Annotated in this window: 18 protein-coding genes; 7 read left to right on the forward strand and 11 right to left on the reverse strand. The window is 58.6% G+C overall.

The window, feature by feature from the left end; translation table 11 throughout:
* Nucleotides 1–25: 25 nt before the first annotated feature.
* Nucleotides 26–1462, reverse strand: coding sequence for a catalase KatA (gene katA, locus ACJ8OK_RS01085; protein ID WP_015378563.1), 1437 nt, complete (start codon nt 1460–1462; stop codon nt 26–28).
* A gap of 338 nt (nt 1463–1800) precedes the next feature.
* On the opposite strand from katA, the gene ACJ8OK_RS01090 reads away from it, so the two are divergent.
* Nucleotides 1801–2340 carry a YfaZ family outer membrane protein gene (locus ACJ8OK_RS01090; RefSeq protein WP_004935943.1) on the forward strand — a complete coding sequence of 180 codons (540 nt, stop codon included), beginning with the start codon at nt 1801–1803 and terminating at the stop codon, nt 2338–2340.
* Nucleotides 2341–2401: 61 nt separating this feature from the next.
* On the opposite strand, the gene tyrP is transcribed toward ACJ8OK_RS01090, so the two are convergent.
* Nucleotides 2402–3610 (reverse strand): tyrosine transporter TyrP, encoded by a 1209-nt coding sequence (gene tyrP, locus ACJ8OK_RS01095; RefSeq protein WP_015378562.1) that lies wholly within the window; start codon nt 3608–3610, stop codon nt 2402–2404.
* 245 nt (nt 3611–3855) lie between these two features.
* On the opposite strand from tyrP, the gene ACJ8OK_RS01100 reads away from it, so the two are divergent.
* A complete protein-coding gene (locus ACJ8OK_RS01100) occupies nt 3856–5052 on the forward strand; it encodes a nicotinamide mononucleotide deamidase-related protein YfaY (protein WP_260952500.1) in 1197 nt (398 codons plus the stop codon).
* Here the strand turns inward: ACJ8OK_RS01100 and ACJ8OK_RS01105 are convergent.
* Complete coding sequence (locus ACJ8OK_RS01105; protein ID WP_228392534.1) at nt 5042–6277, reverse strand: FAD-dependent oxidoreductase; 1236 nt, start codon at nt 6275–6277, stop codon at nt 5042–5044. The genes ACJ8OK_RS01100 and ACJ8OK_RS01105 overlap by 11 nt on opposite strands.
* A 221-nt stretch (nt 6278–6498) precedes the next feature.
* Between ACJ8OK_RS01105 and ACJ8OK_RS01110 the strand changes: the two genes are divergently transcribed.
* Together ACJ8OK_RS01110 and ACJ8OK_RS01115 are read left to right on the forward strand one after the other, a co-directional pair.
* Nucleotides 6499–7215: an AraC family transcriptional regulator gene (locus tag ACJ8OK_RS01110; RefSeq protein WP_228392533.1), complete on the forward strand. Its 717-nt coding sequence runs from the start codon at nt 6499–6501 to the stop codon at nt 7213–7215.
* A gap of 230 nt (nt 7216–7445) precedes the next feature.
* Nucleotides 7446–7598 (forward strand): Hok/Gef family protein, encoded by a 153-nt coding sequence (locus ACJ8OK_RS01115; protein ID WP_060559967.1) that lies wholly within the window; start codon nt 7446–7448, stop codon nt 7596–7598.
* Between the two features lie 59 nt (nt 7599–7657).
* On the opposite strand, the gene yfaE is transcribed toward ACJ8OK_RS01115, so the two are convergent.
* From yfaE to ubiG, 4 genes are all read right to left on the reverse strand, one after another.
* Nucleotides 7658–7918, reverse strand: a complete 261-nt coding sequence (yfaE, locus tag ACJ8OK_RS01120) for a class I ribonucleotide reductase maintenance protein YfaE (protein WP_019453695.1) — start codon at nt 7916–7918, stop codon at nt 7658–7660.
* A gap of 3 nt (nt 7919–7921) precedes the next feature.
* The gene (nrdB, locus tag ACJ8OK_RS01125; protein WP_004935915.1) at nt 7922–9052 is read right to left on the reverse strand and encodes a class Ia ribonucleoside-diphosphate reductase subunit beta; all 1131 of its coding nucleotides are present in this window, start codon (nt 9050–9052) and stop codon (nt 7922–7924) included.
* Nucleotides 9053–9119: 67 nt separating this feature from the next.
* Nucleotides 9120–11408, reverse strand: coding sequence for a class 1a ribonucleoside-diphosphate reductase subunit alpha (nrdA, locus tag ACJ8OK_RS01130; protein WP_004935912.1), 2289 nt, complete (start codon nt 11406–11408; stop codon nt 9120–9122).
* A gap of 438 nt (nt 11409–11846) precedes the next feature.
* Nucleotides 11847–12572: a bifunctional 2-polyprenyl-6-hydroxyphenol methylase/3-demethylubiquinol 3-O-methyltransferase UbiG gene (gene ubiG, locus ACJ8OK_RS01135; protein WP_004935909.1), complete on the reverse strand. Its 726-nt coding sequence runs from the start codon at nt 12570–12572 to the stop codon at nt 11847–11849.
* 212 nt (nt 12573–12784) lie between these two features.
* Here ubiG and gyrA point away from each other — a divergent pair, with 212 nt between their 5' ends.
* Nucleotides 12785–15427, forward strand: a complete 2643-nt coding sequence (gene gyrA / locus ACJ8OK_RS01140; RefSeq protein ID WP_015378557.1) for a DNA topoisomerase (ATP-hydrolyzing) subunit A — start codon at nt 12785–12787, stop codon at nt 15425–15427.
* 166 nt (nt 15428–15593) lie between these two features.
* Nucleotides 15594–18455: a two-component system sensor histidine kinase RcsC gene (gene rcsC, locus ACJ8OK_RS01145; protein ID WP_033632526.1), complete on the forward strand. Its 2862-nt coding sequence runs from the start codon at nt 15594–15596 to the stop codon at nt 18453–18455.
* A gap of 61 nt (nt 18456–18516) precedes the next feature.
* Here rcsC and rcsB read toward each other — a convergent pair whose 3' ends face one another.
* From rcsB to ACJ8OK_RS01165, 4 genes are read right to left on the reverse strand one after another with little or no spacing between them, the layout of a single operon-like run.
* The gene (gene rcsB, locus ACJ8OK_RS01150; protein WP_004935900.1) at nt 18517–19167 is read right to left on the reverse strand and encodes a response regulator transcription factor RcsB; all 651 of its coding nucleotides are present in this window, start codon (nt 19165–19167) and stop codon (nt 18517–18519) included.
* The gene (rcsD, locus tag ACJ8OK_RS01155) at nt 19160–21862 is read right to left on the reverse strand and encodes a phosphotransferase RcsD (protein ID WP_442530336.1); all 2703 of its coding nucleotides are present in this window, start codon (nt 21860–21862) and stop codon (nt 19160–19162) included. The genes rcsB and rcsD overlap by 8 nt, the downstream gene beginning before the upstream one ends.
* A 20-nt stretch (nt 21863–21882) precedes the next feature.
* On the reverse strand, nt 21883–23037 hold the full coding sequence (locus ACJ8OK_RS01160) for an MFS transporter (protein ID WP_031300733.1): 1155 nt from the start codon (nt 23035–23037) through the stop codon (nt 21883–21885).
* Nucleotides 23038–23091: 54 nt separating this feature from the next.
* Complete coding sequence (locus ACJ8OK_RS01165; RefSeq protein WP_072010097.1) at nt 23092–23499, reverse strand: DUF4186 domain-containing protein; 408 nt, start codon at nt 23497–23499, stop codon at nt 23092–23094.
* 695 nt (nt 23500–24194) lie between these two features.
* Between ACJ8OK_RS01165 and ompC the strand changes: the two genes are divergently transcribed.
* Nucleotides 24195–25325: a porin OmpC gene (gene ompC / locus ACJ8OK_RS01170; RefSeq protein WP_031300730.1), complete on the forward strand. Its 1131-nt coding sequence runs from the start codon at nt 24195–24197 to the stop codon at nt 25323–25325.
* Nucleotides 25326–25349: the final 24 nt, after the last annotated feature.

The following is a 25349-nucleotide window of genomic DNA, read 5'->3' on the forward strand; positions in this document are numbered from 1 at the left end:
CGGCTGAGTGGATGGCTGCAGAAGGTTATTTCAGCCCCAACGCCTTGGCGACGCCGGCGCCGTAGTCCGGGTGCACCTTGGTGAACAGCTCGACCTGACGGCGCTGGATCTGTTCCGGCACCTGCGACAGTTCGCCGGCGATGCGGGTGAACATGCGCTGGTGCTCTTCGGCGCTCAGCAGGTTGAACAGCGCGCGCGGCTGGCTGTAGTAATCGTCGTCTTCACGATGGTTCCAGTGGTCGGCCGCGCCCTCAATGCTCAGCGGTGGTTCGCTGAAGTCCGGCTGCTCCTGGAACAGGCCGAAGCTGTTTGGTTCGTAGGTGGCGCCATTGCCGCTGTTGCCGTCCACGCGCATCGCGCCGTCGCGATGGTAGTTGTGGAACGGGCACTTGGCGCCGTTCACCGGGATCTGGTGGTGGTTGACGCCCAGACGGTAGCGGTGCGCATCGCCATAGGAGAATAGACGGCCCTGCAGCATTTTATCCGGCGAGAAACTGATGCCCGGCACCACGTTGGCGGGGTTCATCGCCACCTGCTCGACCTCGGAGAAGTAGTTGTCGGGATTGCGGTTCAGCTCGAAATAACCGACGTCGATCAGCGGGTAGTCGCCGTGCGGCCACACCTTGGTCAGATCAAATGGGTTATAGGGCGTCTGCGAGGCCTCGTGTTCCGGCATGATCTGAATTTGCAGCTTCCAGCGCGGGAAGTCGCCGCGTTTGATCGCCTCGAACAGATCGCGCTGTGAGCTTTCGCGATCCTTGGCGATGATCGCTTCCGCTTCTTCATCCATCAGGTTTTCAATGCCTTGTTCGCAGCGGAAGTGGAATTTCACCCAGAAGCGCTCGTTGGCGGCATTGATAAAGCTGAAGGTGTGGCTGCCGAAGCCGTGCATGTGGCGGTAGGACTTCGGAATACCGCGATCGCTGAAGTCGATGGTCAGCTGGTGCAGTGATTCCGGCAGGTGGGAGAAGAAGTCCCACTTGTAGACCGGGTTGCGCAGGTTGGTATGCGGATCGCGTTTCACCACGTGGTTGAGATCGGGGAATTTCAGCGGATCGCGCAGATAGAACACCGGCGTATCGTTACCCACCAAATCCCAGTTGCCTTCTTCGGTATAGAACTTCATGGCGAAGCCGCGAATGTCGCGTTCGGCGTCGGCGGCGCCGCGTTCACCGGCGACGGTGGAGAAGCGGATAAACATGTCGGTCTGCTTACCGATTTCGGAGAAGATCTTGGCGCGCGTGTAGCGGGTGATGTCGTGGGTGACGGTAAAGGTGCCGTAGGCGCCGGATCCCTTGGCATGCATGCGGCGCTCGGGGATGACTTCACGGTCGAAGTGGGCCAGTTTTTCCAGGAACCACACGTCCTGCAACAGCATCGGGCCGCGTTTGCCTGCGGTGATCACGTTATTGTTATCGACAACCGGGGCGCCGGCTGCGGTGGTCAGTCCTTTCTTGCTCATCACTTGCTCCTTATCGTAGTGCATTTAAGTAAAGACTCGGGCGGTTTAAGCGTTCATCAGCATAGTCCTTTGGCGGGGCTTCTTCCCCTGACCTCGGTCAAAGCCACTACTAGTTGTAGCCCTATTGCCGAGCGACGGCAAATAGGTCTCGGTTATCGTTGGCATCGCCTTGACGAATATAGATTGTTGTTTGCAAATATTTACATTTATTTGATTATTGAAGAATTTTTTCGTTTTTATCCCTTAAATACGCATTGAGCTTTGGTATAGACTCGTGACGTTATTATTATGCGTTGATTCGATCATTCGGTACGGATGACAAACCAGAGGGAAAGATGATGAAAAAGACTTGGGTCGCGTGCGCGGCAGGATTGCTGTTGGTGACCGGCGCGGCGAACGCCATCAGCGTGTCGGGCGAAGCCGGGCAGCACTACACCAACCTGGGCGTTGGCATGAGCACCGGCTCTTCAGGTCTGGGCCTGACCGGCAACTGGGCGCGCAGCGACCATGACGGCAACGTCGGCAGCGTGGGGTTGAACTTCGGCGTGCCGCTGGGGCCGTTGACGGCGACCGTGGGCGCCAAAGCGCTGTACCTCAGCCCGAAAGACGGGAAGAGCGGCGGGGCGGTGGCGCTGGGCGGCGGCCTGGAGTGGGAGATTAACCGTTACTTCAGCCTGCACGGCGAAGGTTACTTTGCCCCTGAGTCTTTCACCAGCGGCGTGAAGGCCTATAACGAAGCCAGCGGCGGCCTGCGCTGGAAGTTCCGTCCGCTGAGCGTAGACGTGGGCTACCGTTACATGCAGATGGAAGGCAAAGACGGGCGTCGCGACAACACCCTGGCCGATGGCCCTTATGTCGGTGTCGGTCTGAGCTTCTGACGCTCAGCAAAAAGGGGCCATTGCGGCCCCTTTTTCTTTATCATTTCTTGTCTTTCGTCGCTTACCCGACCGCCGGCAGCATGCCGCTGGCGATGCCCAGTTGGATGGCGATCACCGTTACCCCGCAGACAAACACCAGCGCCAGCGCTGGGGTGCCGCCCCAGACGCGATACTGCGCCTGGTGTTTTTGGCGGGTTTTCCACACCAGCAGCGAAGGCAGCAGCAGCGCCAGCACCGACAGGGCGATGGCGGCGAAACCCAGCGCCAGTACAAAACCGCGCGGATAGAACAGCGCGAAGGCCAGCGGCGGCAGGAAGGTGATGGCGCCGGTTTGCAGGCGGCCACGCACGTTATCTTGCCGCTTGAACAGGTCGGCCAGGAAATCGAACAGCCCAAGCGCCACGCCGAGGAACGAGGTCGCCAGCGCCAGATCGGCGAACAGGTGCACCGCCAGTTCAACGTGCGGCGAAGCCACCGCGTCGCGCACCGCCTGCAACAGGCCATTCAGCCCGGCCTGCTGCGCCAGAATGCCGACGAAGGTGTCGGAGCTGATGCTGCCCAGCGTCGCCAGCTGCCAGAAGATATAGGCCATCAGCGGGATGGCGCTGCCGATGATAAACACCCAGCGCAGTTTGCGAATGTTGCCGCCCATGTAGTTGACGATGCTCGGCACGCTGCCGTGGAAGCCGAAGGAGGTGAAGATCACCGGAATGGCCGACAGCGCCAGGCCTTGCTCCAGCGGCAACGTCATCAGGTTGGTTTGGTGGATATTCGGCAACATTAGGCCGAGCATCACCACCAGAAACACCACTTTCGCGCTGAACAGGATGCGGTTGAACAAGTCGACCGAGTGGGTGCCGATGCACACCACGCCGCCGGCCACCAGGGTGAACAGCAGGACGCCGAGCGACACCGGGAAGTCCTGTGACGTCCATTGGCTGATGCTGGTGGCGAGCAATTCGCCGGCGCCGCTGATGTAGGCGGCGGTGAGGGCGTACATCAGAAACATCATGCTGAAGCTGGTCAGCCACTGGCCGCCGCCGCCGAGATAACGTTTGGCGAGGGTACCCAGACCGGTATCCGCCTGTTCATGCTGGTAAACCTCTACCAGCAGCAGCGCGGTGTAACACATCAACAGCCACAGCCCGACCAGTAAGGCCAGCGTGACGCCGAAGCCGACGCCGGCCGCCGCCAGCGGCATCGCCAGCATCCCGGCGCCAATGGTGGTGCCCGCCACGATAAAAACACTGCCAAGAGTGCGATTCTTCACGTTTTTTCTCTACCAGCCGAAAGATTTTGAAAATTATAGGTAACGATTTATGAGGATGGCAGGATAGTGGAAGCCCTAATTTGTGTCAAACCGACGTTACGCATGATGTACAGTAATGTTTACATTGCGGCGGGCTGCATGGCGCATGAGAAACGAACCCATGGCTGAAATTATCCGCAGGCGGCTAGTGAAAAGTTATTTACGGACTTCTATAGTGGAATGACCAAAAAATGTGGGAGAGATCAATGTTAAGGGTGGAGATGCTCAGCACCGGCGATGAGGTGCTGCACGGGCAAATTATTGATACCAACGCCGCCTGGCTGGCGGACTACCTGTTCCAGCAGGGCGTGCCGATGAGCGGGCGTGAAACGGTCGGGGACAGCCTCTCTGCGTTGATCGAGATCCTGCAGGAACGCAGCCACATCGCCGATGTGTTGATCGTCAACGGCGGCCTGGGGCCGACCAGCGACGATCTCAGCGCGCTGGCCGCCGCGAAAGCCAGCGGCGTAGAGCTGGTCGAACGGGCTGACTGGTTGGCGCGCATGGAAGCCTATTTCGCCGAGCGCGGGCGGCCGATGGCCCCTTCCAACCGCAAGCAGGCGCAGATCCCGGCCAACGCGGAAATGCTGGATAACCCGGTAGGCACCGCCTGCGGGTTCGCGCTGCAGCTGAACCAATGCCTGATGTTCTTCACCCCCGGCGTGCCGTCGGAATTCAAAGTGATGGTTGAACAGCAGATCGTACCGCGTCTGCGCCAGCGCTTCACCTTGCCGGCGCCGCCGCTGTGCTTGCGCCTGACCACCTTCGGCACCTCCGAGAGCGATCTGGCCGCCGAGCTGGACGGCATGCCGCTGCCGCCGGATGTGGTGTTGGGTTACCGTTCCTCCAGCCCGATCATCGAACTGAAGCTGACCGGGCCGGAAAGCCGGCGTGCGGAAATGGAGCTGGCCTGGCGACGCGTGCGCGAAGTGGCGGGGGACAACTGCATCTTTGAAGGCACCGACGGGTTGCCGGCGACGCTGACGCAGCGCCTGAATCAGCAAGGGCTGAAGCTGGCGTTGAGCGAGCAGTTCAGCGGCGGTTTGATCAATCTGCAGCTGCAGAGCGAAGGGGCGCCGCTGGCGGGTGGCGAGCTGCTGCCGGCGCACTGCATCGAAACGCTGGAAACGACGCTGGCGCGCGCCCGCTCGCTGGCGGAATTGACCGGCGCGCCGTTGGCGTTGGCGGTCAGCGCCATGCGCGATGAGCAGGTGAGCATTGCGCTGCACACCCCGCGCGGCGGCATTGGCCAGACCGTGCGTTATCGCGCGTCGCGCCACGGCCTGCGGCTGCGTCAGGAGTCGGTGGCGATGCTGGCGTTGGATATGCTGCGCCGCTGGCTGAATGGGGGCCAGGCGTGCGGTAAAAACGCCTGGCTGGAGGTGGCGGAAATTATCGAGTGACGGGTATTGGCGTTGCTGAGTCTCCCGTCTTGTCGGCTTCATCGCGCTGCATCAGCCGTTCGGACGCCAGGCGTGAAAGACGTATTGCCGCGGCGCCTCGCGTTTGCAGCTCTCTACCGTAGTTCCTGAGCGCCTGCGCGGCGCTGTCTGAGTGCGCCAGATGCGCCGCCAGGCTGGCGGCGTCTACCAGCGCGGTGTTGGCGCCGAGCCCACCCGCCGGGCTCATGGCGTGCACGGCGTCGCCGAGAAAGGCGATGCGTTCGCTGTGCCATTCTGGCATCGCCGCCGTAACCTGCACCGTCCGCACGCTGAGCGACAGGGGATCCGCCAGTGCTAACGCCGTTTGCAAGGCGGGCGCCCATCCCTGCGAGATATGCCGTACGCGCGCCTGCAGCGCAGCGGTTCCCTCAGTTCGCACCGGCCCGCCGAGACGCCCAGCCGATCCGATGCAGGCCCAATAGAGATAGTCGTCGACCGGTGAGAGGCGGCAATCGGGCGCGTAGTCGGCCGCCAACTGCGCCATGGGGGCCTGAAAGCGCATCGGTTCAAGCACCAGCGACACGCCGTCGGCGAAGATCACCGATACGCCGTTCAGCAGCTCGGGGGCCAATTGGGCCCCGGTCGCCGCATCGAGCGGCGTTTTGCCATAGAGGGTGACCGCACCACTGTCTTCGGGCCCTGCCTCAGGCAGGCAGCGCCGCCGTACCAGCGAGTTGACGCCGTCGGCGGCGATCAGCACATCGACCCGCACTTGTTCGCCGTTGGCGAACTGCAGTTCCACGCCCTGCGGCGTTTGTGCAAATTCACGCAAGGTATGGCCGAAGCGCACCTGGTCTTGCAGGCCGGCAAGCAGGATCTCGCGCAGCGTTTGGCGATGAATGCCGAGATCGCCGCTCGGTTCTTGCGTTTGTCGCTGGCTGGAGGGCAACCAGTGCTCGGGGCGTCGGCCGGTGAGCGGGGCAAGCTGCGGATCCCATAGATTGCTCTCGCCGCTGTTTTGCGCGCTGCCGGCACAGAGCAACCGGTAGTGTGCCGGCGGCAGGCAGGCGGCCAGCGCCTGCTGGCCCGACGGATCGATGCGCAGCCGGTAGCCCTGATCGCGCGCCTGCGGCGTGGCGTCGCGTTCAAATACCGTGGCGTGGATGCCGAAGCGGCGCAGTCCCTGAGCCAGACACAGGCCGCCGGGCCCTGCGCCGATAATGCCAATGCTGAGTGTTGTCATCATATTCCCTCGTGAAACAGTGGCCACAGACGGTAGCGGCCGGAAGCATTTCATTATGTCGGCGCAGGAAAAAGTTGGTATAACGGTATCTGGACTAAAAATAGTGATTAGTGGCCAATATGGATGCAAACCTTCATGCCCTCGACGCTGACTGCAGCGAATGGTCCGCGGGCCCCTGGCTTATCGCGCTTGGCGGCCGCGACGCGGCAGGCCGGGAGTATCGGTTGGGCACGCGAGAATACGACTGGCATCAGCATGTGCGCGGGCAGTTGCTGTGCGTCGAAAGCGGCTTGCTGCATGTACGCACGGCGCAGGGCGATTGGGTGCTGCCGCCTCAGCGGGCGGGTTGGATCCCGCCGGCGACGGAGCACCGGGTACAGGTCTGCGGCGCGCTGAGCGGCTGGAGTTTGCTGCTGGCGCCGGAGGCCTGCCACGATCTGTCGAATACACCTTGCGTTATCGGCATCAGCGCCGTGCTGCAGGCGCTGGCTCAGCGTGCGGAAGGTTGGGATAAACGCTGCGCGCTTACCCTGGAGCAGGATCGTATGGCGCAGGTGATGCGGGATGAGATACGTCAGGCGCCGACGGAGCCGCTGTATTTGCCGATGTCGTCCCATCCGCGCCTGGCCGGCGTTCTGCAGGCCTTGCTGGCGCAACCGGGGAGCGAACGTTCACTGGAGGCGTGGGCTGAATGGGGGGCGATGTCGCCGCGTACCCTGCGGCGGCTGATGATCGGCGAGACGGGGTTGAGTTTTGCCCAGTGGCGTCAGCAGGCCCGGTTGTCATATGCATTGGCGAAGCTGGCTGAAGGTGAAACGGTGCTGCAGATCGCGGAAGCGCTGGGGTATGCCTCGCCGAGCAATTTTATCGCCATGTTTCGTAAAGCCTTCGGCGATTCCCCGGCGCGTTATTTTTCCACATCGGCGGGAAAGGGGCGCTAAGCGAAATACTTTGAGGATAGTTATATATCCCTGATTAATCATAATCTTATAGGGGATATTCGCGGTGAGGGAATGCTGTTACTCTCTTGACGGGTGCTTGAGACTGTTCGTCTTGGGCATTGTGTGACAAGGCGGATAGATGAAAGCCCCAGACTGACTCTCAATCAGAATGGGGCTGCCCTAACGCCTAGACACCGTTATGGTAGCCCCTTCACAGCAAGGAGGCAAGCATGCGCTTAAGGCATGTGTTTCACTCGCTAACCGTTGTATATATTACGGTTTTGTTATTTATCTGGATGATAAGAGACTCGCTGTGCGAGCTGAAAATCTACCAGGAAAATATCACTATCCTGATCAGGTTGGCGTGTGAGGTGAAGCGGTAATACTAGGGCGGGGGCAACCCCGCCTTCTGGTCTCCAGGCGCGGTTTCCGGCACCCGACGTTAAATTTCCAGCTCGATATCTGTCAGCGGCATGCAGCAGCAGGGCAGGATCTCGCCGGCGTTGATAAACGCCAGCGGCTGTTGGCGGTAGGCCACTTCACCTTTCACCAGCTTCAGGCGGCAGGCGCCGCAATAGCCGGAGCGGCATTGGTACTCCACCTGCACGTCGTGCAGTTCCAGCACGTCGAGCAGGCAGTTTTCACTGTTGGGGCAAGAGAGCTGCGTGCCGGCGGCGCGCAGCGTCACGGTTGGCGTCGCCATCGCTTACAGTTCGAAGTCGCTCAGGTCGTCGGCGTTGATCTCCGAGTCGATCTGGCCAACCAGGTAGGAGCTCACTTCCACTTCCTGCGGCGCTACCTGCACGTTGTCGGACACCAACCAGGCGTTGATCCACGGGATCGGGTTGGAGCGGGTTTCGAACGGCAGACCGAGGCCGACCGCCTGCATGCGGATATTGGTGATGTATTCCACATACTGGCACAGGATGTCTTTGTTCAGGCCAATCATCGAGCCGTCGCGGAACAGGTATTCCGCCCACTCTTTCTCCTGCTGAGCGGCCAGCACGAACAGATCGTAGCACTCTTGCTGGCACTCCTCGGCGATCTCCGCCATTTCAGGATCGTCCGCACCGGAACGCATCAGGTTCAGCATGTGCTGGGTGCCGGTCAGGTGCAGCGCTTCGTCGCGGGCGATCAGCTTGATGATCTTGGCGTTGCCTTCCATCAATTCGCGCTCGGCGAACGCGAAGGAGCAGGCAAAGCTGACGTAGAAGCGGATCGCTTCCAGCGCGTTCACGCTCATCAGGCACAGGTACAGCTGCTTCTTCAGCGCACGCAGATTGACGGTGACGGTTTTACCGTTCACCTGGTGGGTGCCTTCACCCAGCAGGTGATAGTAGCTGGTCATCTCGATCAGATCGTCGTAGTAGCCGGAAATGTCTTTCGCGCGCTTCTTGATCTCTTCGTTGGTGACGATGTCGTCGAACACCAGCGCCGGATCGTTGACGATGTTGCGGATGATGTGGGTGTAGGAACGCGAGTGGATGGTCTCGGAGAACGACCAGGTTTCCACCCAGGTTTCCAGTTCAGGGATCGAGATCAGCGGCAGCAGGGCGACGTTCGGGCTGCGGCCCTGAATGGAGTCCAGCAGGGTTTGATACTTCAGGTTGCTGATGAAGATGTGCTTCTCGTGCTCCGGCAGCGCCTGATAATCGATGCGATCGCGAGAGACGTCAACCTCTTCCGGGCGCCAGAAGAAGGAGAGCTGTTTTTCGATCAGTTTTTCGAAGATTTCATGCTTTTGCTGGTCGAAACGCGCAACGTTTACCGATTGGCCGAAGAACATCGGCTCTTGCAGCTGGTCGTTTTTGGTCTGAGAAAAAGTGGTGTAAGCCATAAGCCTGAATCCATCGTAACGTGGCTAAATGAAGGGGCCGGAAAATTCCGGCCCGCTAGGTCAAACTTTAGATCTTGCAGGCGCCGCTTTCGCAGTCGTCATCGCCGGCCTTGGCAGGCTGCAAATCTTCCTGGGCGTCTTCCGCGCCGTCGCGGGTGTTTTGGTAGTACAGCGTTTTCACGCCGAACTTGTAGGTGGTGAGCAGGTCTTTCAACAGCTGCTTCATCGGCACCTTGCCGCCCGGGAAGCGGGTCGGATCGTAGTTGGTGTTGGCCGAAATCGACTGGTCGATGAATTTCTGCATCAGCCCCACCAGCTGCAGATAGCCGTCGTTGCTCGGCATTTCCCACAGCAGCTCGTAGTTGTCTTTCAGACGCTCATACTCCGGCACTACCTGGCGCAGGATGCCGTCTTTCGACGCCTTGATGCTGATGTGGCCGCGCGGCGGCTCGATGCCGTTGGTGGCGTTGGAAATCTGCGAAGAGGTTTCCGACGGCATCAGGGCGGACAGCGTCGAGTTGCGCAGACCGGTTTCCTGGATCTCTTTACGCAGGGTTTCCCAGTCGTAGTGCAGCGGTTCGTTGCAGATCGCATCCAGGTCTTTCTTGTAGGTGTCGATCGGCAGGATACCCTGCGAATAGGTGGTTTCTTTGAACCACGGGCAAGCGCCTTGTTCCTGAGCCAGGCGGTTGGAGGCTTTCAGCAGGTAGTACTGAATGGCTTCGAACGTTTTGTGGGTCAGGTTGTTGGCGCTGCCATCGGAGTAGCGCACGCCGTTCTTCGCCAGGTAATAGGCGAAGTTGATCACGCCAATGCCCAGGGTGCGACGCCCCATCGCGCCACGGTGCGCGGCCTTGATCGGATAATCCTGATAATCCAGCAGGGCGTCGAGTGAACGCACCGCCAGGGTCGCCAGCTCTTCCAGATCGTCCAGGCTGTCGATCGCGCCCAGGTTGAAGGCGGACAGGGTGCACAGCGCAATTTCGCCGTTCTCGTCGTTGACGTCTTCCAGCGGCTTGGTCGGCAGGGCGATTTCCAGGCACAGGTTGGACTGACGCACTGGCGCGATCTGCGGATCGAACGGGCTGTGGGTGTTGCAGTGGTCGACGTTCTGAATGTAGATGCGGCCGGTAGAGGCGCGCTCTTGCATCATCAGCGAGAACAGCTCAACCGCTTTCACGCGCTTCTGGCGAATGCTGTCGTCTTTTTCGTACTGGGTGTACAGACGCTCGAATTCGTCCTGATCGGCGAAGAATGCGTCATACAGCCCCGGCACGTCGGACGGGCTGAACAGGGTGATGTCTTCGCCCTTGATCAGACGCTGGTACATCAGGCGGTTCAGCTGCACGCCGTAGTCCATGTGACGCACGCGGTTGCCTTCAACGCCACGGTTGTTTTTCAGCACCAGCAGGCTTTCCACTTCCAGGTGCCACATCGGGTAGAACAGCGTTGCCGCGCCACCGCGCACGCCGCCCTGCGAGCAGGATTTGACGGCGGTCTGGAAGTGTTTGTAGAACGGAATGCAGCCGGTATGGAAAGCTTCCCCGCCACGGATCGGGCTGCCCAGCGCGCGGATGCGGCCGGCGTTGATGCCGATACCGGCGCGTTGCGAAACGTATTTCACAATGGCGCTGGAGGTGGCGTTGATGGAGTCCAGGCTGTCGCCGCACTCGATCAGCACGCAGGAGCTGAACTGGCGGGTTGGGGTGCGCACGCCGGACATGATCGGCGTTGGCAGCGAAATCTTGAAGGTGGAAATCGCGTCGTAGAAACGTTTGACGTAGTCCAGACGAGTTTCACGCGGGTAGTTGGAGAACAGGCAAGCGGACACCAGCATGTACAGGAACTGGGCGCTTTCGTAGATCTCGCCGCTGACGCGGTTCTGCACCAGATACTTGCCTTCCAGCTGCTTGACGGCGGCATAAGAGAAGTTCATGTCGCGCCAGTGATCGATAAAGGAGTCCATCTGCTCGAACTCTTCAGCGCTGTAGTCTTCCAGCAGATGTTTATCGTATTTGCCCATCTCGACCATGCGCGTCACGTGAGCGTGCAGCTTCGGCGGCTCGAACTGGCCGTAAGCCTTTTTGCGCAGGTGGAAGATCGCCAGGCGAGCGGCCAGGTACTGATAGTCCGGCGCATCGCGGGAGATCAGATCGGCAGCGGCTTTGATGATGGTTTCGTGAATGTCGGCGGTTTTGATGCCGTCATAAAACTGAATGTGGGAACGCAACTCTACTTGAGAAACCGAGACGTTGTGCAATCCTTCTGCGGCCCAATCGATGACCCGGTGGATTTTGTCGAGGTTGATGCGCTCTTTACGGCCATCGCGTTTAGTTACAAGCAGACTTTGGTTCATGTGGTGTTTTACCTGTCCGTATGGTGCCCCTAAGCAGAAGTGTAGTCGCTCTGCTCAGTATGTAAACACTATATATAGGGGTTGTATGTCGGTGAGGTAACAAGATAGTGAGAAAAAACGGCGTTTGCAAGTGAACAAAACCGGCCTAATTTGTGGATAACTTGGGGGTGAAATGTAACTTGCCGTTCGCAGTGCGCGCCGTGACTGGCGCGACAAGCTTGTCAATAAGCGAGATCAGATTTTCCTTAAAAACTGAAAAAACCGATCGTTTGGCGCTTTATTAAACGTTAGAAAAAAACGGCATATTGATCTGATTTAATATTCTAAAAAACTGTCTACAACCACGATTTTGATCGAAGTCGCGGAAATTAGGTATTTTTCCTAACAGCGCGTTGGCGCCGAACTCCGATAACGCAGGGCCGGCGCGGTTTACAGCGCTCAGCCTTCGTGCTGGGTGTGCACCATGTAGTTCACGTCAACGTTGCGCCCAAGCTTGAAATGATCGGTGATCGGGTTGTAATGCAGGCCGATCATGTGCTTTTCGCGCAGCGGCGTGCCGTCGACCCAGCCGATCAATTCGGAAGGGCGAATGAACTTCTTATGATCGTGGGTGCCCTGCGGCACCATCTTCAGCACGTACTCCGCGCCGATCACCGCCATCAGCCAGGCTTTGGTGTTGCGGTTGATGGTGGAGAAGAACACGTGGCCGCCCGGTTTCACCAGTTGGGCGCAGGCGCGCACCACCGAGGCCGGATCGGGCACGTGCTCCAGCATCTCCATGCAGGTGACCACGTCGTAGCGCTGCGGGTTGGCCTGAGCGTGGCTTTCCACCGTCTCCTGCACATAGGTGACGTCCATGCCGCTTTCCAGCGCGTGCAGCCGGGCGACCTGCAGCGGCTCCGCGCCCATGTCCAGCCCGGTTACCTTGGCGCCTTCGCGCGCCATGCTCTCCGCCAGAATGCCGCCGCCGCAGCCCACGTCGAGCACCTGCTTGTCAAAAATGCCGCCGGCGCGCTGCATGATGTAGTTCAGGCGCAGCGGGTTGATGCGGTGCAGCGGTTTGAACTCGCCTTCCAGATCCCACCAGCGGGAGGCGACGGCCTCGAACTTGGCGATTTCCTGGTGGTCAACGTTTTGCACTCGGCTGGATGATTCTGCGTTCATGGGCTTGTCTGGCTCCTTGTTCTCGTTGCGCGGATTATACATGTTCCGGCGCGGCATCGTCTGTGCCGATGCGTTTTTAGCGCACTTATCTGCACAATTTCCGTGAAACAGCGGCGGTTATTTTCCCGTAAAGCGTGCTTTGTGATATAGTTTTACACCTTTGCCACTATGGCAGCGGGCAGATGAATCATTAGTAGAGGGATAGCAGCTCCATGAGCGACCTTGCCAGAGAAATCACACCGGTAAACATCGAAGACGAGTTGAAAAACTCGTATCTGGACTATGCGATGTCCGTTATTGTCGGACGTGCGCTGCCAGATGTTCGTGATGGACTGAAGCCGGTTCACCGCCGCGTTCTGTACGCGATGAGCGTATTGGGTAACGACTGGAATAAACCATACAAGAAATCGGCCCGTGTCGTCGGGGACGTGATCGGTAAATATCACCCGCACGGTGACAGCGCGGTTTACGACACTATCGTGCGTATGGCTCAGCCGTTTTCACTGCGCTACATGCTGGTGGACGGCCAGGGTAACTTCGGTTCCGTCGACGGCGACTCCGCGGCGGCGATGCGTTATACCGAAGTGCGCATGTCCAAGATTGCTCACGAACTGTTGGCGGATCTGGAAAAAGAAACCGTCGACTTCGTGCCTAACTATGATGGCACCGAGCAGATCCCGGCCGTCATGCCGACCAAGATCCCGAACCTGCTGGTCAACGGCTCGTCGGGCATCGCCGTGGGCATGGCCACCAATATTCCGCCGCACAACCTGGCGGAAGTCGTCAACGGCTGCCTGGCCTATATCGACGATGAAAACATCAGCATCGAAGGGCTGATGGAACACATCCCGGGGCCGGACTTCCCGACGGCGGCGATCATCAACGGCCGCCGCGGCATTGAAGAGGCCTACCGCACCGGGCGCGGCAAAGTCTACCTGCGCGCGCGCGCGGAAGTGGAAGCCGACGCCAAGACCGGGCGCGAAACCATCATCGTTCACGAAATCCCGTATCAGGTGAACAAGGCGCGTCTGATCGAGAAGATCGCCGAGCTGGTGAAAGAAAAACGCGTAGAAGGCATCAGCGCGCTGCGTGACGAGTCCGATAAAGACGGCATGCGCATCGTGATCGAAGTCAAACGCGACGCGGTCGGCGAAGTGGTGCTGAACAACCTGTATGCGCTGACGCAGCTGCAGGTCACCTTCGGCATCAACATGGTCGCGCTGCATCAGGGGCAGCCTAAGCTGCTGAACCTGAAAGATATCCTCGAAGCCTTCGTGCGCCACCGCCGCGAAGTGGTCACCCGCCGCACCATCTTCGAACTGCGCAAGGCCCGTGACCGCGCCCATATCCTGGAAGCGCTGGCTATCGCGTTGGCTAACATCGATCCAATCATCGAGCTGATTCGCCGTGCGCCGACGCCGGCGGAAGCGAAAGTCGCGCTGGTGGCGCAGCCGTGGGATCTGGGCAACGTCAGCGCCATGCTGGAACGCGCCGGTGACGACGCCGCTCGCCCTGAGTGGCTGGAGCCGGAGTTCGGCATCCGCGACGGCAAATACTACCTGACCGAGCAGCAGGCTCAGGCGATTCTGGATCTGCGCCTGCAGAAACTGACCGGCCTGGAGCACGAAAAGCTGCTGGACGAATATAAAGAGCTGCTCAACTTTATCGCCGAGCTGATCTTTATTCTGGAAAGCCCAGAGCGCCTGATGGAAGTGATCCGCGAAGAGCTGGTGGCGGTCAAAGAGCTGTACAACGACGGCCGCCGCACCGAGATCACCGCCAATACTTCCGACATCAACATCGAAGACCTGATCAACCAGGAAGACGTGGTGGTGACCCTGTCTCACCAGGGCTACGTGAAGTATCAGCCGCTGTCCGACTATGAAGCGCAGCGCCGCGGCGGCAAAGGCAAGTCCGCCGCACGTATTAAAGAAGAAGACTTTATCGATCGCCTGCTGGTGGCCAACACCCATGATACGATCCTGTGCTTCTCCAGCCGTGGCCGCCTGTACTGGATGAAGGTGTACCAACTGCCTGAAGCCAGCCGCGGCGCGCGCGGTCGCCCGATCGTCAACCTGCTGCCGCTGGAAGCCGACGAGCGTATCACCGCCATTCTGCCGGTGCGCGAGTATGAAGAAGGGCGCCACGTGTTCATGGCCACCGCCAGCGGTACCGTGAAGAAAACTGCGCTGACCGAGTTCAGCCGCCCACGCAGCGCCGGCATCATCGCCGTCAACCTCAACGAGGGCGACGAGCTGATCGGCGTCGATCTGACCGACGGCAGCAACGAAGTGATGCTGTTCTCCGCCAACGGTAAAGTCGTGCGCTTCCCGGAAACGCAGGTGCGTTCGATGGGCCGTACCGCGACCGGCGTGCGCGGCATCAACCTCGGCGAAGGCGACAGCGTGATCTCACTGATCGTGCCGCGCGGCGAGGGCGACATCCTGACCGTGACGCAAAACGGCTTCGGTAAACGCACCGCGGTGACCGAGTATCCGACCAAGTCACGCGCCACCCAGGGGGTTATCTCCATCAAGGTGAGCGAGCGTAACGGCCAGGTGGTCGGCGCGGTGCAGGTGGAAACCAGCGATCAGATCATGATGATCACCGATGCCGGCACGCTGGTGCGTACCCGCGTTTCGGAAGTCAGCGTGGTCGGTCGTAACACCCAGGGCGTGACGCTGATCCGCACGGCGGAAGACGAAAACGTCGTCGGTCTGCAGCGCGTGGCCGAACCGGTGGAAGACGAAGAGCTGGACAGCCTGGAACCGGGCGCGGAAGCGGTGGAAGAAGACAGCACGCCGCTGGACGATGGCGACGACGCGGCTGAGCCGATGGACGACGACAACGTTTAAGCAAGGTGAGGGCGTCGGCATGCCGACACCGTAATGCACTGAGACAAAAGGGCCTGGCAGCGATGCTAGGCCCTTTTTCAGTTATATGGTTTAATTGGCGCACCGAGCCGCCGGCCGCCGCGCCGGCGACAACGCGCGCCGTCACTGACTTTCGTATGGTATCCGATTGAAATACTTAGCCTCTTTTCGAACTACGCTGAAAATATCCCGCTATTTGTTCCGGGTGCTGGCGATTTTGCTGTGGTCGTTGGGGGCGCTGCTCACCACCTTTTATATTCTGAATATCCTGCATCAGAAAGAATCGGACATCCGCCAGGAGTACAACCTCAGCTTCGATCAGGCGCAGGGCTACATCCGCCATTCCGCCGACATCATCCGCGACATCAAGTATATGGCGGAGAATCGCCTCAACGGTTCGGTCAGCAGTCTGGACATGTTCAGCGGCGTGTTTCCCGGCAAAGGCAGCCCGCCGCAATTCTTTCCGCTGTACCCGGAGTCCAACTGCGCGCTGAGCACCACCTACCGCAGTTCGCTCGATTCGCTGAGCGGCCTGATCCAGTATTGGAAAGAGAACTTCGTGGCGGCCTACGATCTTAACCGGGTGTTCTTCATCGGCGGCGACAGCCTGTGTATGGCGGAGTTCGGCGGCGGCAACGCGAGCGCCAATCGGGAAAACGTGCTGAAGTCGCTGCATGAGCGCATTCTGAAATACCGCAACGCCAAGAATCAGGACAAAGACAACAACCTGTATTGGATCAGCCCCAGCGCGCAGCGGCCCGACATCGGTTATCTGTATGTGCTGACGCCTCTCTATATCGGTAATAAGCTGGAGGCGCTGCTGGGCATCGAGCAAACCGTCCGGCTGGAAGATTTCGTTACCGCCGGCAGCCTGCCGATCGGCGTCACGCTGCTGGATGAGAATAACGAGCCGGTGCTGCGCCTGGCGGACGGCGATCGCTATGCCGCCTCACTTAACCACTATCCCGCAGATCATGCCTACTTCGGCTATGTCGACAATTACCGCGACCTGATCCTGAAGAAAGCGTTGCCGCCTTCGTCATTGAGCATCGTTTATGCGCTGCCGGTGAAGAGCGTGGTGGAACGCTTCAAGATGCTGATCCTCAACGCGCTGTTGCTGAACCTGTTATCGGCTATCGTGCTGTTCACGCTGGCCTGGCTGTTTGAGCGCAAGATGTTCTTGCCGGCGGAGGAGAACGCCTTCCGTCTGGAAGAACACGAGCAGTTCAACCGCAAGATTGTCGCCTCGGCGCCGGTGGGCATCTGCATCCTGCGTATCAGCGACGGCACCAATATCCTGAGTAACGAACTGGCGCATAACTACATCAACCTGTTGACCCACGAAGATCGCGATCGCATTACGCGCATCATTTGCGAACAGCAGGCGAATTTCGTCGATGTGATGACCAGCAACAATAACAACCTGCAGATCAGCTTTGTCCACTCGCGCTACCGTAACGAAGAGGTGGCGATCTGCGTACTGGTGGACGTCAGCGCGCGCGTGAAGATGGAAGAGTCGCTGCAGGAGATGGCGGCGGCGGCGGAGCAGGCCAGCCAGTCCAAATCGATGTTCCTGGCCACCGTCAGCCATGAGTTGCGCACGCCGCTGTACGGCATTATCGGCAACCTCGATTTGCTGCAGACCAAGGCGCTGCCGCAAGGGGTCGATCGGCTGGTCAACGCGATGAATAACTCTTCCGGCCTGCTGCTGAAAATCATCAGCGATATTCTCGATTTCTCCAAAATCGAGTCCGAGCAGCTGAAGATCGAACCGCGCGAGTTCTCCTGCCTGGAGGTGATCACCCATATCGCCGGCAACTATTTGCCGCTGGTGGTGAAGAAACGTCTGGGGCTGTACTGCTTTATCGAACAGAACGTGCCGGAGCGCATTTTCGGCGATCCGGTTCGGCTGCAGCAGGTGCTCTCCAACCTGGTGAACAACGCCATCAAGTTCACCGATACCGGCTGTATCGTGCTGCAGGTCTGCACCCGCGGCAGTTACCTGGAGTTCAGCGTGCGCGATACCGGCGTCGGCATCCCGGAGAAGGAAATCTCGCGCCTGTTCGATCCGTTCTTCCAGGTGGGGACCGGCGTGCAGCGCCACTTCCAGGGAACCGGTTTGGGGCTGGCGATCTGCGAGAAGTTGGTCAACCTGATGGACGGCGACGTCTCCGTCGAGTCCGAGCCGGGGCTGGGCAGCTTGTTCAGCATTCGCATTCCATTGTTTAACGCCCAGTTCCCGATCCCGCAGGCCAGCGATACCTGGCAGGGCCGGCGGCTGTGGCTGGATATCCGCAATCAGCGCCTGGAAAGTTACCTGATGGCGATTCTGGGCGGCTACGGCGCCGATATCCAGCGCTATGACGGGCAGGATACCGCCGCCGGCGAGGTGATGCTCAGCGATTACCCGCTGATGCTGAACACGCCGCTGCTGGCTCAGATCCAATTCTCCACCGAACATATCGGTCCATCGCAGGAAACCCGGCCGGGCTATTGGATGCACAGCACCTCTACGCCGCGTGAAACGCTGACCTTAATCAACCGATTGTTCGGCGTCGGCCACGGCGCGGCAGAGGCGCTGGTGCAGCTGCCGGTGCCCGCCAAGGCCAGTGCGGCGGACAACGGCGATATTTATCTGCTGGTGGTTGACGATCATCCGATCAACCGTCGCCTGCTTTCCGATCAGCTGGGGTCGCTGGGGTATCAGGTGGTGACCGCCAACGACGGTGTCGACGCGCTCGGCGTGCTGAAACAGCACCATGTCGATATTGTGCTGACTGACGTCAATATGCCGAACATGGACGGCTATCGCCTGACGCAGGCGCTGCGGCAGATGCAGTTCAGCGCGCCGGTGATCGGCGTGACGGCGAACGCGTTGGCGGAAGAGAAACAGCGCTGCCTCGAGGCGGGCATGGATAATTGCCTGTCGAAACCGGTTACGCTGGAGACGCTGGAGCAGACATTGGCTTATTACAGCCAGCAGGTACGCTACAACCGCAGCGAGGCCTGAAAAGCAAACAGGCACGGCGGATGCCGTGCCTGTTTGGCGTTAACCTGCCGTGAGGCGGGCTTTAGTCTTTGTCCAACGGCGTCATGCTGACGGACGAGAGGTAGTTGAGCAGGGCAATGTCGTTCTCGACGCCCAGCTTCATCATCGCCGATTTCTTCTGGCTGCTGATGGTTTTGATGCTGCGGTTGAGTTTCTTGGCGATTTCGGTCACCAGGAAACCTTCAGCGAACAGACGCAGCACTTCGCTCTCTTTCGGCGACAGGCGTTTGTCGCCATAGCCGCTGGCGCTGATCTTCTCCAGCAGTTTGGAGACGCTTTCCGGCGTGAACTTCTTGCCTTTTTGCAGGGCGGCCAGCGCCTTCGGCAGATCGGTCGGCGCGCCTTGTTTCAGCACGATGCCTTCGATATCCAGATCCAATACCGCGCTCAGGATCGCCGGGTTGTTGTTCATGGTCAGCACGATGATCGACAACTGCGGATAGTGGCGCTTGATGTATTTAATCAGCGTGATGCCGTCGCCATATTTGTCACCCGGCATCGACAGATCGGTGATCAGCACGTTAGCGTCCAGCTTGGACAGATTGTTGATCAGTGCGGTTGAGTCTTCGAACTCCCCAACGACATTCACCCATTCAATTTGCTCAAGTGACTTCCGGATGCCAAACAGTACGATAGGATGGTCATCAGCAATAATTACGTTCAGGTTATTCATGTTGTTGGCTACCTTGCTTCAGCAGTCTGCTGACGAAAAAATCAATCTGACTGATGTTATTCTCGATCTCGGGCGCATCACCTTCTGCGATGCGCTGTTCTAACGATTCGCACAGCTGCTTGCCGGGAAGCAGATTTAACATGGCAAACACGCCTTTCAGGCGGTGTGCGGTTTGTGACAGCGCATTGAAATCACTGCTGCCCGCCTCAGTATACAGTTTTTTGACATCGTCGGGTACTGTATCGACAAACAGCCCATAGTAATCACTTGATTTCAATTGTTTTTCATAGAGTTGGATATCTTCTGATCTCAATGAAAGCGGGCTTTCTTCCTGTTCCAGCGCGGCCATTTGCTGTTCGATCAGCATCAGCACGGCGTCGATTAATGCGCCGTTCAGATTATAGTTCACCCGAATGTAGCGTTTATCCAGCGCTTGCCAGCCCGGCTCATCGGTCGCCAGCAACAGGGTGTAATCATCGGCGCGCTGCGGGTTATCGGTCAGCAGCACGTCATAATCGCGGTTGACCGCGCGATCTTCGGCGACGAGGCAGTCGGCGCCGTAGGCCTGCAGCAGACGGGTCACGATGCCGCGCACTTCATCCGACGTGACGTCCAGCAAGGCGGTGACGCCGTCGAGCAGCTTTTCCTGCTCCTGCGGCTCTTTTTTCTCCATCTCCATGGCGACGCGAATGGTGTAGCGAGTGCCGATATCCACCTTGCTGCGAATGTCCAACTGGCCGTTAAGCTTTTTGCACAGCTGATTGCACAGGAAGAAAGTGAGGCCGGAACCGTGGTTGAAGCGATCCACCAGCGTCTGGCTGAGGAACGGATAGTTAAGGTTGCTGATCTCTTCGTTGGAGATGCCGGAGCCGGTGTCGTTGATTTGGAAAATCAGGCGGTCAGGGTGCTCGGGCTCATGGTCGATAACCAGAGAAACCTTGCCGCAGGCGGTGGTGATAATGGCGTAATGCACCAGCAGCGAGATCACCTTGCGCAGCGCGTTGGCATCGCCGATATAGTTCTGCTCGACGTCCAGCTGGAAATGCTTGAACAGCGCCAGCCCCTTTTGATTGAGGGCGGGCAGGGCTTCCAGCAGCAACTCGTCGATCATCGCCGCCGGGTTGAACGGCTCGCGCGTGGGTTGCCAGTCCTGGGTTTCCAGCCGCGTCAGCAGAGTGATGTTATCGATCAATCCCAGCACCGACGACGACGCCGCCGTCAGTTGGCCCAGCAGAGCCTGCTGTTGTTCCTCATCCGGCTGGTTGCGCAGGCTGTCGACCAGATCGTGCATCTGGCGCACCGGCTGATTCAGTTCGATGCCCAGGTTGTGCAACATCAGTTTGCGCGCCTGCACGTTCTTGTCGTATTCGCGCCGCGCCTGCTGCAGCCGCTTATTCACCATCACCTCTTTATCCTGATCGTGCATCAGGAACAGGTAGGTGTCCGGCGACAGCTGGCTGCGGAAAATGCGGATTTCATACACCTCGTTGTTGACCGTCGCCTGGATCACCCCGTGATGCTGTTCGGCCATATGGGCGATCTTTTGCAGGCTGAGGTGCGGCAGCAGATGCTCGGCGATTTTGTTGCTGGCGATCACCGTATTGTTGGCGAAGCTGTAGACCAGCAGGCCGGAGGGCAGGCTGGAGACGATCTCCTGATTCAGCGCGCGCTCGGCCTCCAGCTCTACCGCCATGTTTTCGCTCGGGCGAATGTACTGGCGGCGGATAAAGTAGATGCTCAGCATCGACAGCGCCAGCAGCAGCAGGTTGACTGCGATCAGCCAAATGTTGTTGCGCAGCAGATCAATGGCCAGATTGATGGCCGAAACGCGATACACCACCTTCAGCGGCGCATTGGGCAGAGCGGCGCTGAACTCCACCCAGCCGCCACTCATCGTCGCATGGGTACCGAGGACGGTTTCCGCCGGGATGGCGCTATCGTCGAGATCGACATCGTCCGGCAGCAGCAGGAAATTGGCGCGGGCCAGATTGGCCGGAATGATGTCGTTGATTGGCAAATCGAAGGCGATCACCGTCGCCAGATGCCCCGGCTGATTGAAAGTGGTGCGAATCGAGAACGAATAGGCGTTCTGGAAGCGCTGCTTGCGCAGGTCGGAAAAGCTCTCGCGTTCGTCGAGCATATTGGCTTGTTGCAGCATCTCGGCGCGGCGTTCGTCCGCCGAGGTGGTCAGGTAGCTTTCCCGAAAGCGCGAAGCCAGCTCTTTGAGCGGCTGGGTGGTGATCAGGCTGAGGCTATTGTCCTGACCATTGAGGTAATACATGGCGTAGTTCTCGGTCTTGGCGCCCCAGCGGGTGTCCAGGTAGTCCGAGATGTTGGCGATCATCGCCAGCGTGTTTTCGTCATGGCTGCCGAAGATCACCGCGTCGGTTTTCTTGTGCGGTTTCTCGACATAATAGACATCGGGCCGCAGGCGGGTTTCCTGCAAACCGGGATCGACATTCTGCGCCGGCGCATTGCCGAATTTGTCATAGACCTGATAGGTCATATAGCGGTAGGCATCGATACGCTTTTGCAGCGAACCGGCGATGCTGTTCAGCGTGTACTTCTTTTCTGCCAGCCAGGCGTTGGTGTAGTTGTAGCCATACAGGCCGATGCCGATCGTCAGCAGCACGATAAACAGCAGGAAGCAGCGGGTAATGTTGCTGGAGCTTATGGTCAATTGTTTATTTTGCATAGTGGCTGCGCATTCCTGAATCAGCGAGTGACGGCCCTGGCGCTGGCGGCCACCGCCAACAGCAGAGCGGCTACGCAAGCGAAGGCCACCGTCAGGCTGGAAAACTGAGCGATGAAGCCGATCAGCGCCGGGCCGGCCAGAATACCGGCATAGCCGACGGTGGTGACGGAGGCGATCGCCAAGTTGGCCGGCATGTCGCGCTGGTTGCCTGCGGCGCTGAACAGGATCGGCACGACGTTCGAGGCGCCCAGGCCGACCAGCATGAAACCGACCAGCGAAACGGTAGCGTGATTGAAGGCGATGGCCAGGCTCAGGCCGAGAGCGGCACACAGGCTGCCCAGCAGCAGCACCCGGTAGCGGCCCAGTGAGTTCACCACCCGATCGCCATTGAGCCGGCCAAGCGTCATGGTGATGGAAAACAGCGCATAGCCCAGACCGGCCTGGCTGTGTTCGACGCCGCGCAATGTGGTGAGAAACAGCGCGCTCCAGTCGAGCATCGATCCTTCCGCCAGAAACATGATAAAGCACAGAATGCCGATGAACATCACCCAGCCGCGCGGCAAGACGAACATCGGCCCGCCGTCATCGGCGCCGCTCTCACGCAGCAGATGGCGGCTGGCCAGCGTCAGCAGCGCGATCACCGCCAGCACGGTGAGCAGGGTGGATTGCAGCGGCGTCAGCCCCAGCCACAGCAGCGCGCTGACGCCGCCGGCGCCGGCAATGCCGCCGATGCTGAAGAAACCGTGAAAACCGGACATCATCGCCTTGCCGCTGGCGCGTTCGACGATCACCGCCTGCACGTTCATCGCTACGTCGATCATGCCGATCGCCGCGCCGAACAGCAGCAGCGCCGCGGCCATGCCGCCGAGGGAGTCCATCAGCGCCAACAGCGGCAGATCGATGCACAACCCGAGCCCGGCCATCAGGATCACCGCACGGCAACCCAGTTTGCCGGTCAGGAAACCGGTCAGCGGCATCGCCAACATGGAGCCGGCGCCGATACAGAGCAGCAACAGGCCGAGCGAGCCGTCATCGATACCGATGCGCGCTTTGGCGAAGGGGACCAGCGGCGCCCAGGCGGCCATGCCGAGACCGGCGACGAAAAAGGCCAGACGGGTGGCGATCTGTTGAGGAACGCCGGGCGTTTGCTGTTCATTGCACAAGGTGGCTGTCATGTAAGCGTCAGGATCTTGGGTCAAAAGAATGGTGAAAGTTACTGACAGTTTTTATCACAATCCGCGATCAGGGTCGAAAATATTCGTGCCTGACACATCTCTGGCACCGCCTCTGCGCACCAGCCACAGCGCGATAGCCTGGACAATATAGTCCTTTTGCTGTTCGTCCAGCGCGACGCCCTGCGGTATGCCGTGCCACTTTTCCAGACAGCCGCGGCAGCAGGTGGCAGTGGCGTGCTGGGCGACGAACACCGGGTGGCCACGCATCGGGGTTTGCTTGCCGTCGTTTTTAGGGTGGGCGGCGGCCAGGCGGCGGTCGATAAAATCGCGGGCATGGCTGAGGATCAGCGGCAATCCCTTACCCTCGAGATAAGTCTGGTCCTTGGCATTTAAACGGAAGCGAGCGCGGAAGGGGGAACTTTGCAGCCGCCGCCACAGCACGTCGGGTTGAAAGGACATCATGAATTTTACTCGCTGAAGGTGCGCTTTTTTCAGATTACCAGAACTGAATCTCTGCGGCTAATTTTGCCTGCGGCGGGAAATAATCGATGAGATAAAGCACGAAATGAAAAGCAAGTTCAATTTGTAGACTAAAATAAGGAAAAAGATTAGCAATTAGTGCGAAAGTAAATTAATGAAACTATATCATTAGGTTATTTATTTGCGTGCTATTTGTACGGGCTAAAATTGTGAGGAGAGTAGGGAGGAAAATAAAAAACCGGCCAGAAGCCGGTTAAAGGAATGCAGAAATTATCTTCGGATAATGAAGGTAATAATGAAAATAATGATGATAGCGAGGTGATTATAGCGGCTGCGCGTGGTTCGCGTTTTGGCACAATGTGCTTATTGTCTCGCTCAATTGTATGGTTGGCTTTTTTTTCTTAAAGATATGTATAACTACATGATTTTTTATCAATTAGTCTATTTTTTATCTTTAAGTGCTTTATTTTGTTTGTCTGTAATGTTTTGTGAAAGTTCGCGCGTATTTACATTTTGAAACCTTTATTAATTACAATGAAACACTATCGGATACTTGGTATCATTTTCTTTCTGGATTAATATAACCCTTGTTACCAGAATGGTAATGCACAGTCGTGCTAATAATGCTCGAAAAGGGCAGTGGCCGTAGCTCGACATAATTAACGAGGATAATAACGATGAAACTTCGAGTACTCTCTCTGATGGTACCCGCACTGCTGGTTGCAGGCACAGCAGGCGCGGCGGAAATCTACAACAAAGACGGTAATAAACTGGATTTGTACGGTAAAGTAAACGGGCTTCACTATTTCTCCAGCAACAACGGCGTGGACGGCGATCAGTCTTATATGCGTTTTGGCCTGCGCGGCGAAACGCAAATCAGCGATCAGCTGACCGGTTACGGCCAGTGGGAGTATCAGGCGAACCTGAACCACGCTGAAAGCCAGGACAACAAGAACTTCACCCGTTACGGCTTCGCCGGTCTGAAATTCGGCGACTACGGCTCCTTCGACTACGGCCGTAACACCGGCGTGCTGTACGACGTCGCGGCGTATACCGACTTGCAGCCCGAGTTCGACGGTATGACCTACGGCGCCGACCAGTTCATGTTCCAGCGTTCCAGCGGCCTGGCGACCTACCGTAACAACGACTTCTTCGGTCTGGTTGACGGCCTGAACTTCGCCCTGCAGTACCAAGGTAAAAACGGCAACGGCGAAGAGACCAACAACGGTCGTGACGTTCTGGGTCAAAACGGCGAAGGCTACGGCATGTCCATGAGCTATGACATGGGCTACGGCATCAGCGCCGCGGGCGCCTTCTTTAACTCTCGCCGCACCAGCGAGCAGAACGGCGGTAACGGTCACCAGAACATCATGGGCCGCGGCGACAAGGCGGAAGGTTACTCCGGCGGTCTGAAATATGACGCCAACGATGTCTATCTGGCGGTGATGTTCACCCAGTCCTACAACGCGGCGCGTTTCGGCAGCTCCGACAGCAGCGTTTACGGCTACGCCAACAAGGCGCAGAGCTTCGAAGCCTATGCGCACTACCAGTTCGACTTCGGTCTGCGTCCGTTCGTGGGCTATAACCAGACCAAAGGTAAAGACCTGGGCCGCGCCGGCAACGGCAAGGACTACGGCGATCAAGACCTGGTCAAATTCGTCGACCTGGGTGCGACCTACTTCTTCAACAAAAACATGTCTACCTATGTTGATTACAAAATCAACCTGGTGGACAACAACGATTTCACCGACGCTGCCGGCATCAACACCGACAACGTGGTTGCCGTGGGCCTGGTTTACCAGTTCTAAGCACCAGCGTGTGAATGACACAGC

Source organism: Serratia sp. CY71090, from assembly GCF_052166845.1.
Classification (GTDB): Bacteria; Pseudomonadota; Gammaproteobacteria; order Enterobacterales; family Enterobacteriaceae; genus Serratia; species Serratia nematodiphila.

Coding starts and splice junctions, on each gene's coding strand:
- rcsD (WP_442530336.1), bottom strand. CDS start 21,862: ATGCAAAATAAACAATTGACCATAAGCTCCAGCAACATTACCCGCTGC.
- ACJ8OK_RS01160 (WP_031300733.1), bottom strand. CDS start 23,037: ATGACAGCCACCTTGTGCAATGAACAGCAAACGCCCGGCGTTCCTCAA.
- gyrA (WP_015378557.1), top strand. CDS start 12,785: ATGAGCGACCTTGCCAGAGAAATCACACCGGTAAACATCGAAGACGAG.
- ubiG (WP_004935909.1), bottom strand. CDS start 12,572: ATGAACGCAGAATCATCCAGCCGAGTGCAAAACGTTGACCACCAGGAA.
- ACJ8OK_RS01105 (WP_228392534.1), bottom strand. CDS start 6,277: ATGATGACAACACTCAGCATTGGCATTATCGGCGCAGGGCCCGGCGGC.
- yfaE (WP_019453695.1), bottom strand. CDS start 7,918: ATGGCGACGCCAACCGTGACGCTGCGCGCCGCCGGCACGCAGCTCTCT.
- ACJ8OK_RS01165 (WP_072010097.1), bottom strand. CDS start 23,499: ATGATGTCCTTTCAACCCGACGTGCTGTGGCGGCGGCTGCAAAGTTCC.
- ACJ8OK_RS01115 (WP_060559967.1), top strand. CDS start 7,446: ATGCGCTTAAGGCATGTGTTTCACTCGCTAACCGTTGTATATATTACG.
- rcsB (WP_004935900.1), bottom strand. CDS start 19,167: ATGAATAACCTGAACGTAATTATTGCTGATGACCATCCTATCGTACTG.
- katA (WP_015378563.1), bottom strand. CDS start 1,462: ATGAGCAAGAAAGGACTGACCACCGCAGCCGGCGCCCCGGTTGTCGAT.
- nrdB (WP_004935915.1), bottom strand. CDS start 9,052: ATGGCTTACACCACTTTTTCTCAGACCAAAAACGACCAGCTGCAAGAG.
- nrdA (WP_004935912.1), bottom strand. CDS start 11,408: ATGAACCAAAGTCTGCTTGTAACTAAACGCGATGGCCGTAAAGAGCGC.
- ompC (WP_031300730.1), top strand. CDS start 24,195: ATGAAACTTCGAGTACTCTCTCTGATGGTACCCGCACTGCTGGTTGCA.
- ACJ8OK_RS01090 (WP_004935943.1), top strand. CDS start 1,801: ATGAAAAAGACTTGGGTCGCGTGCGCGGCAGGATTGCTGTTGGTGACC.
- ACJ8OK_RS01100 (WP_260952500.1), top strand. CDS start 3,856: ATGTTAAGGGTGGAGATGCTCAGCACCGGCGATGAGGTGCTGCACGGG.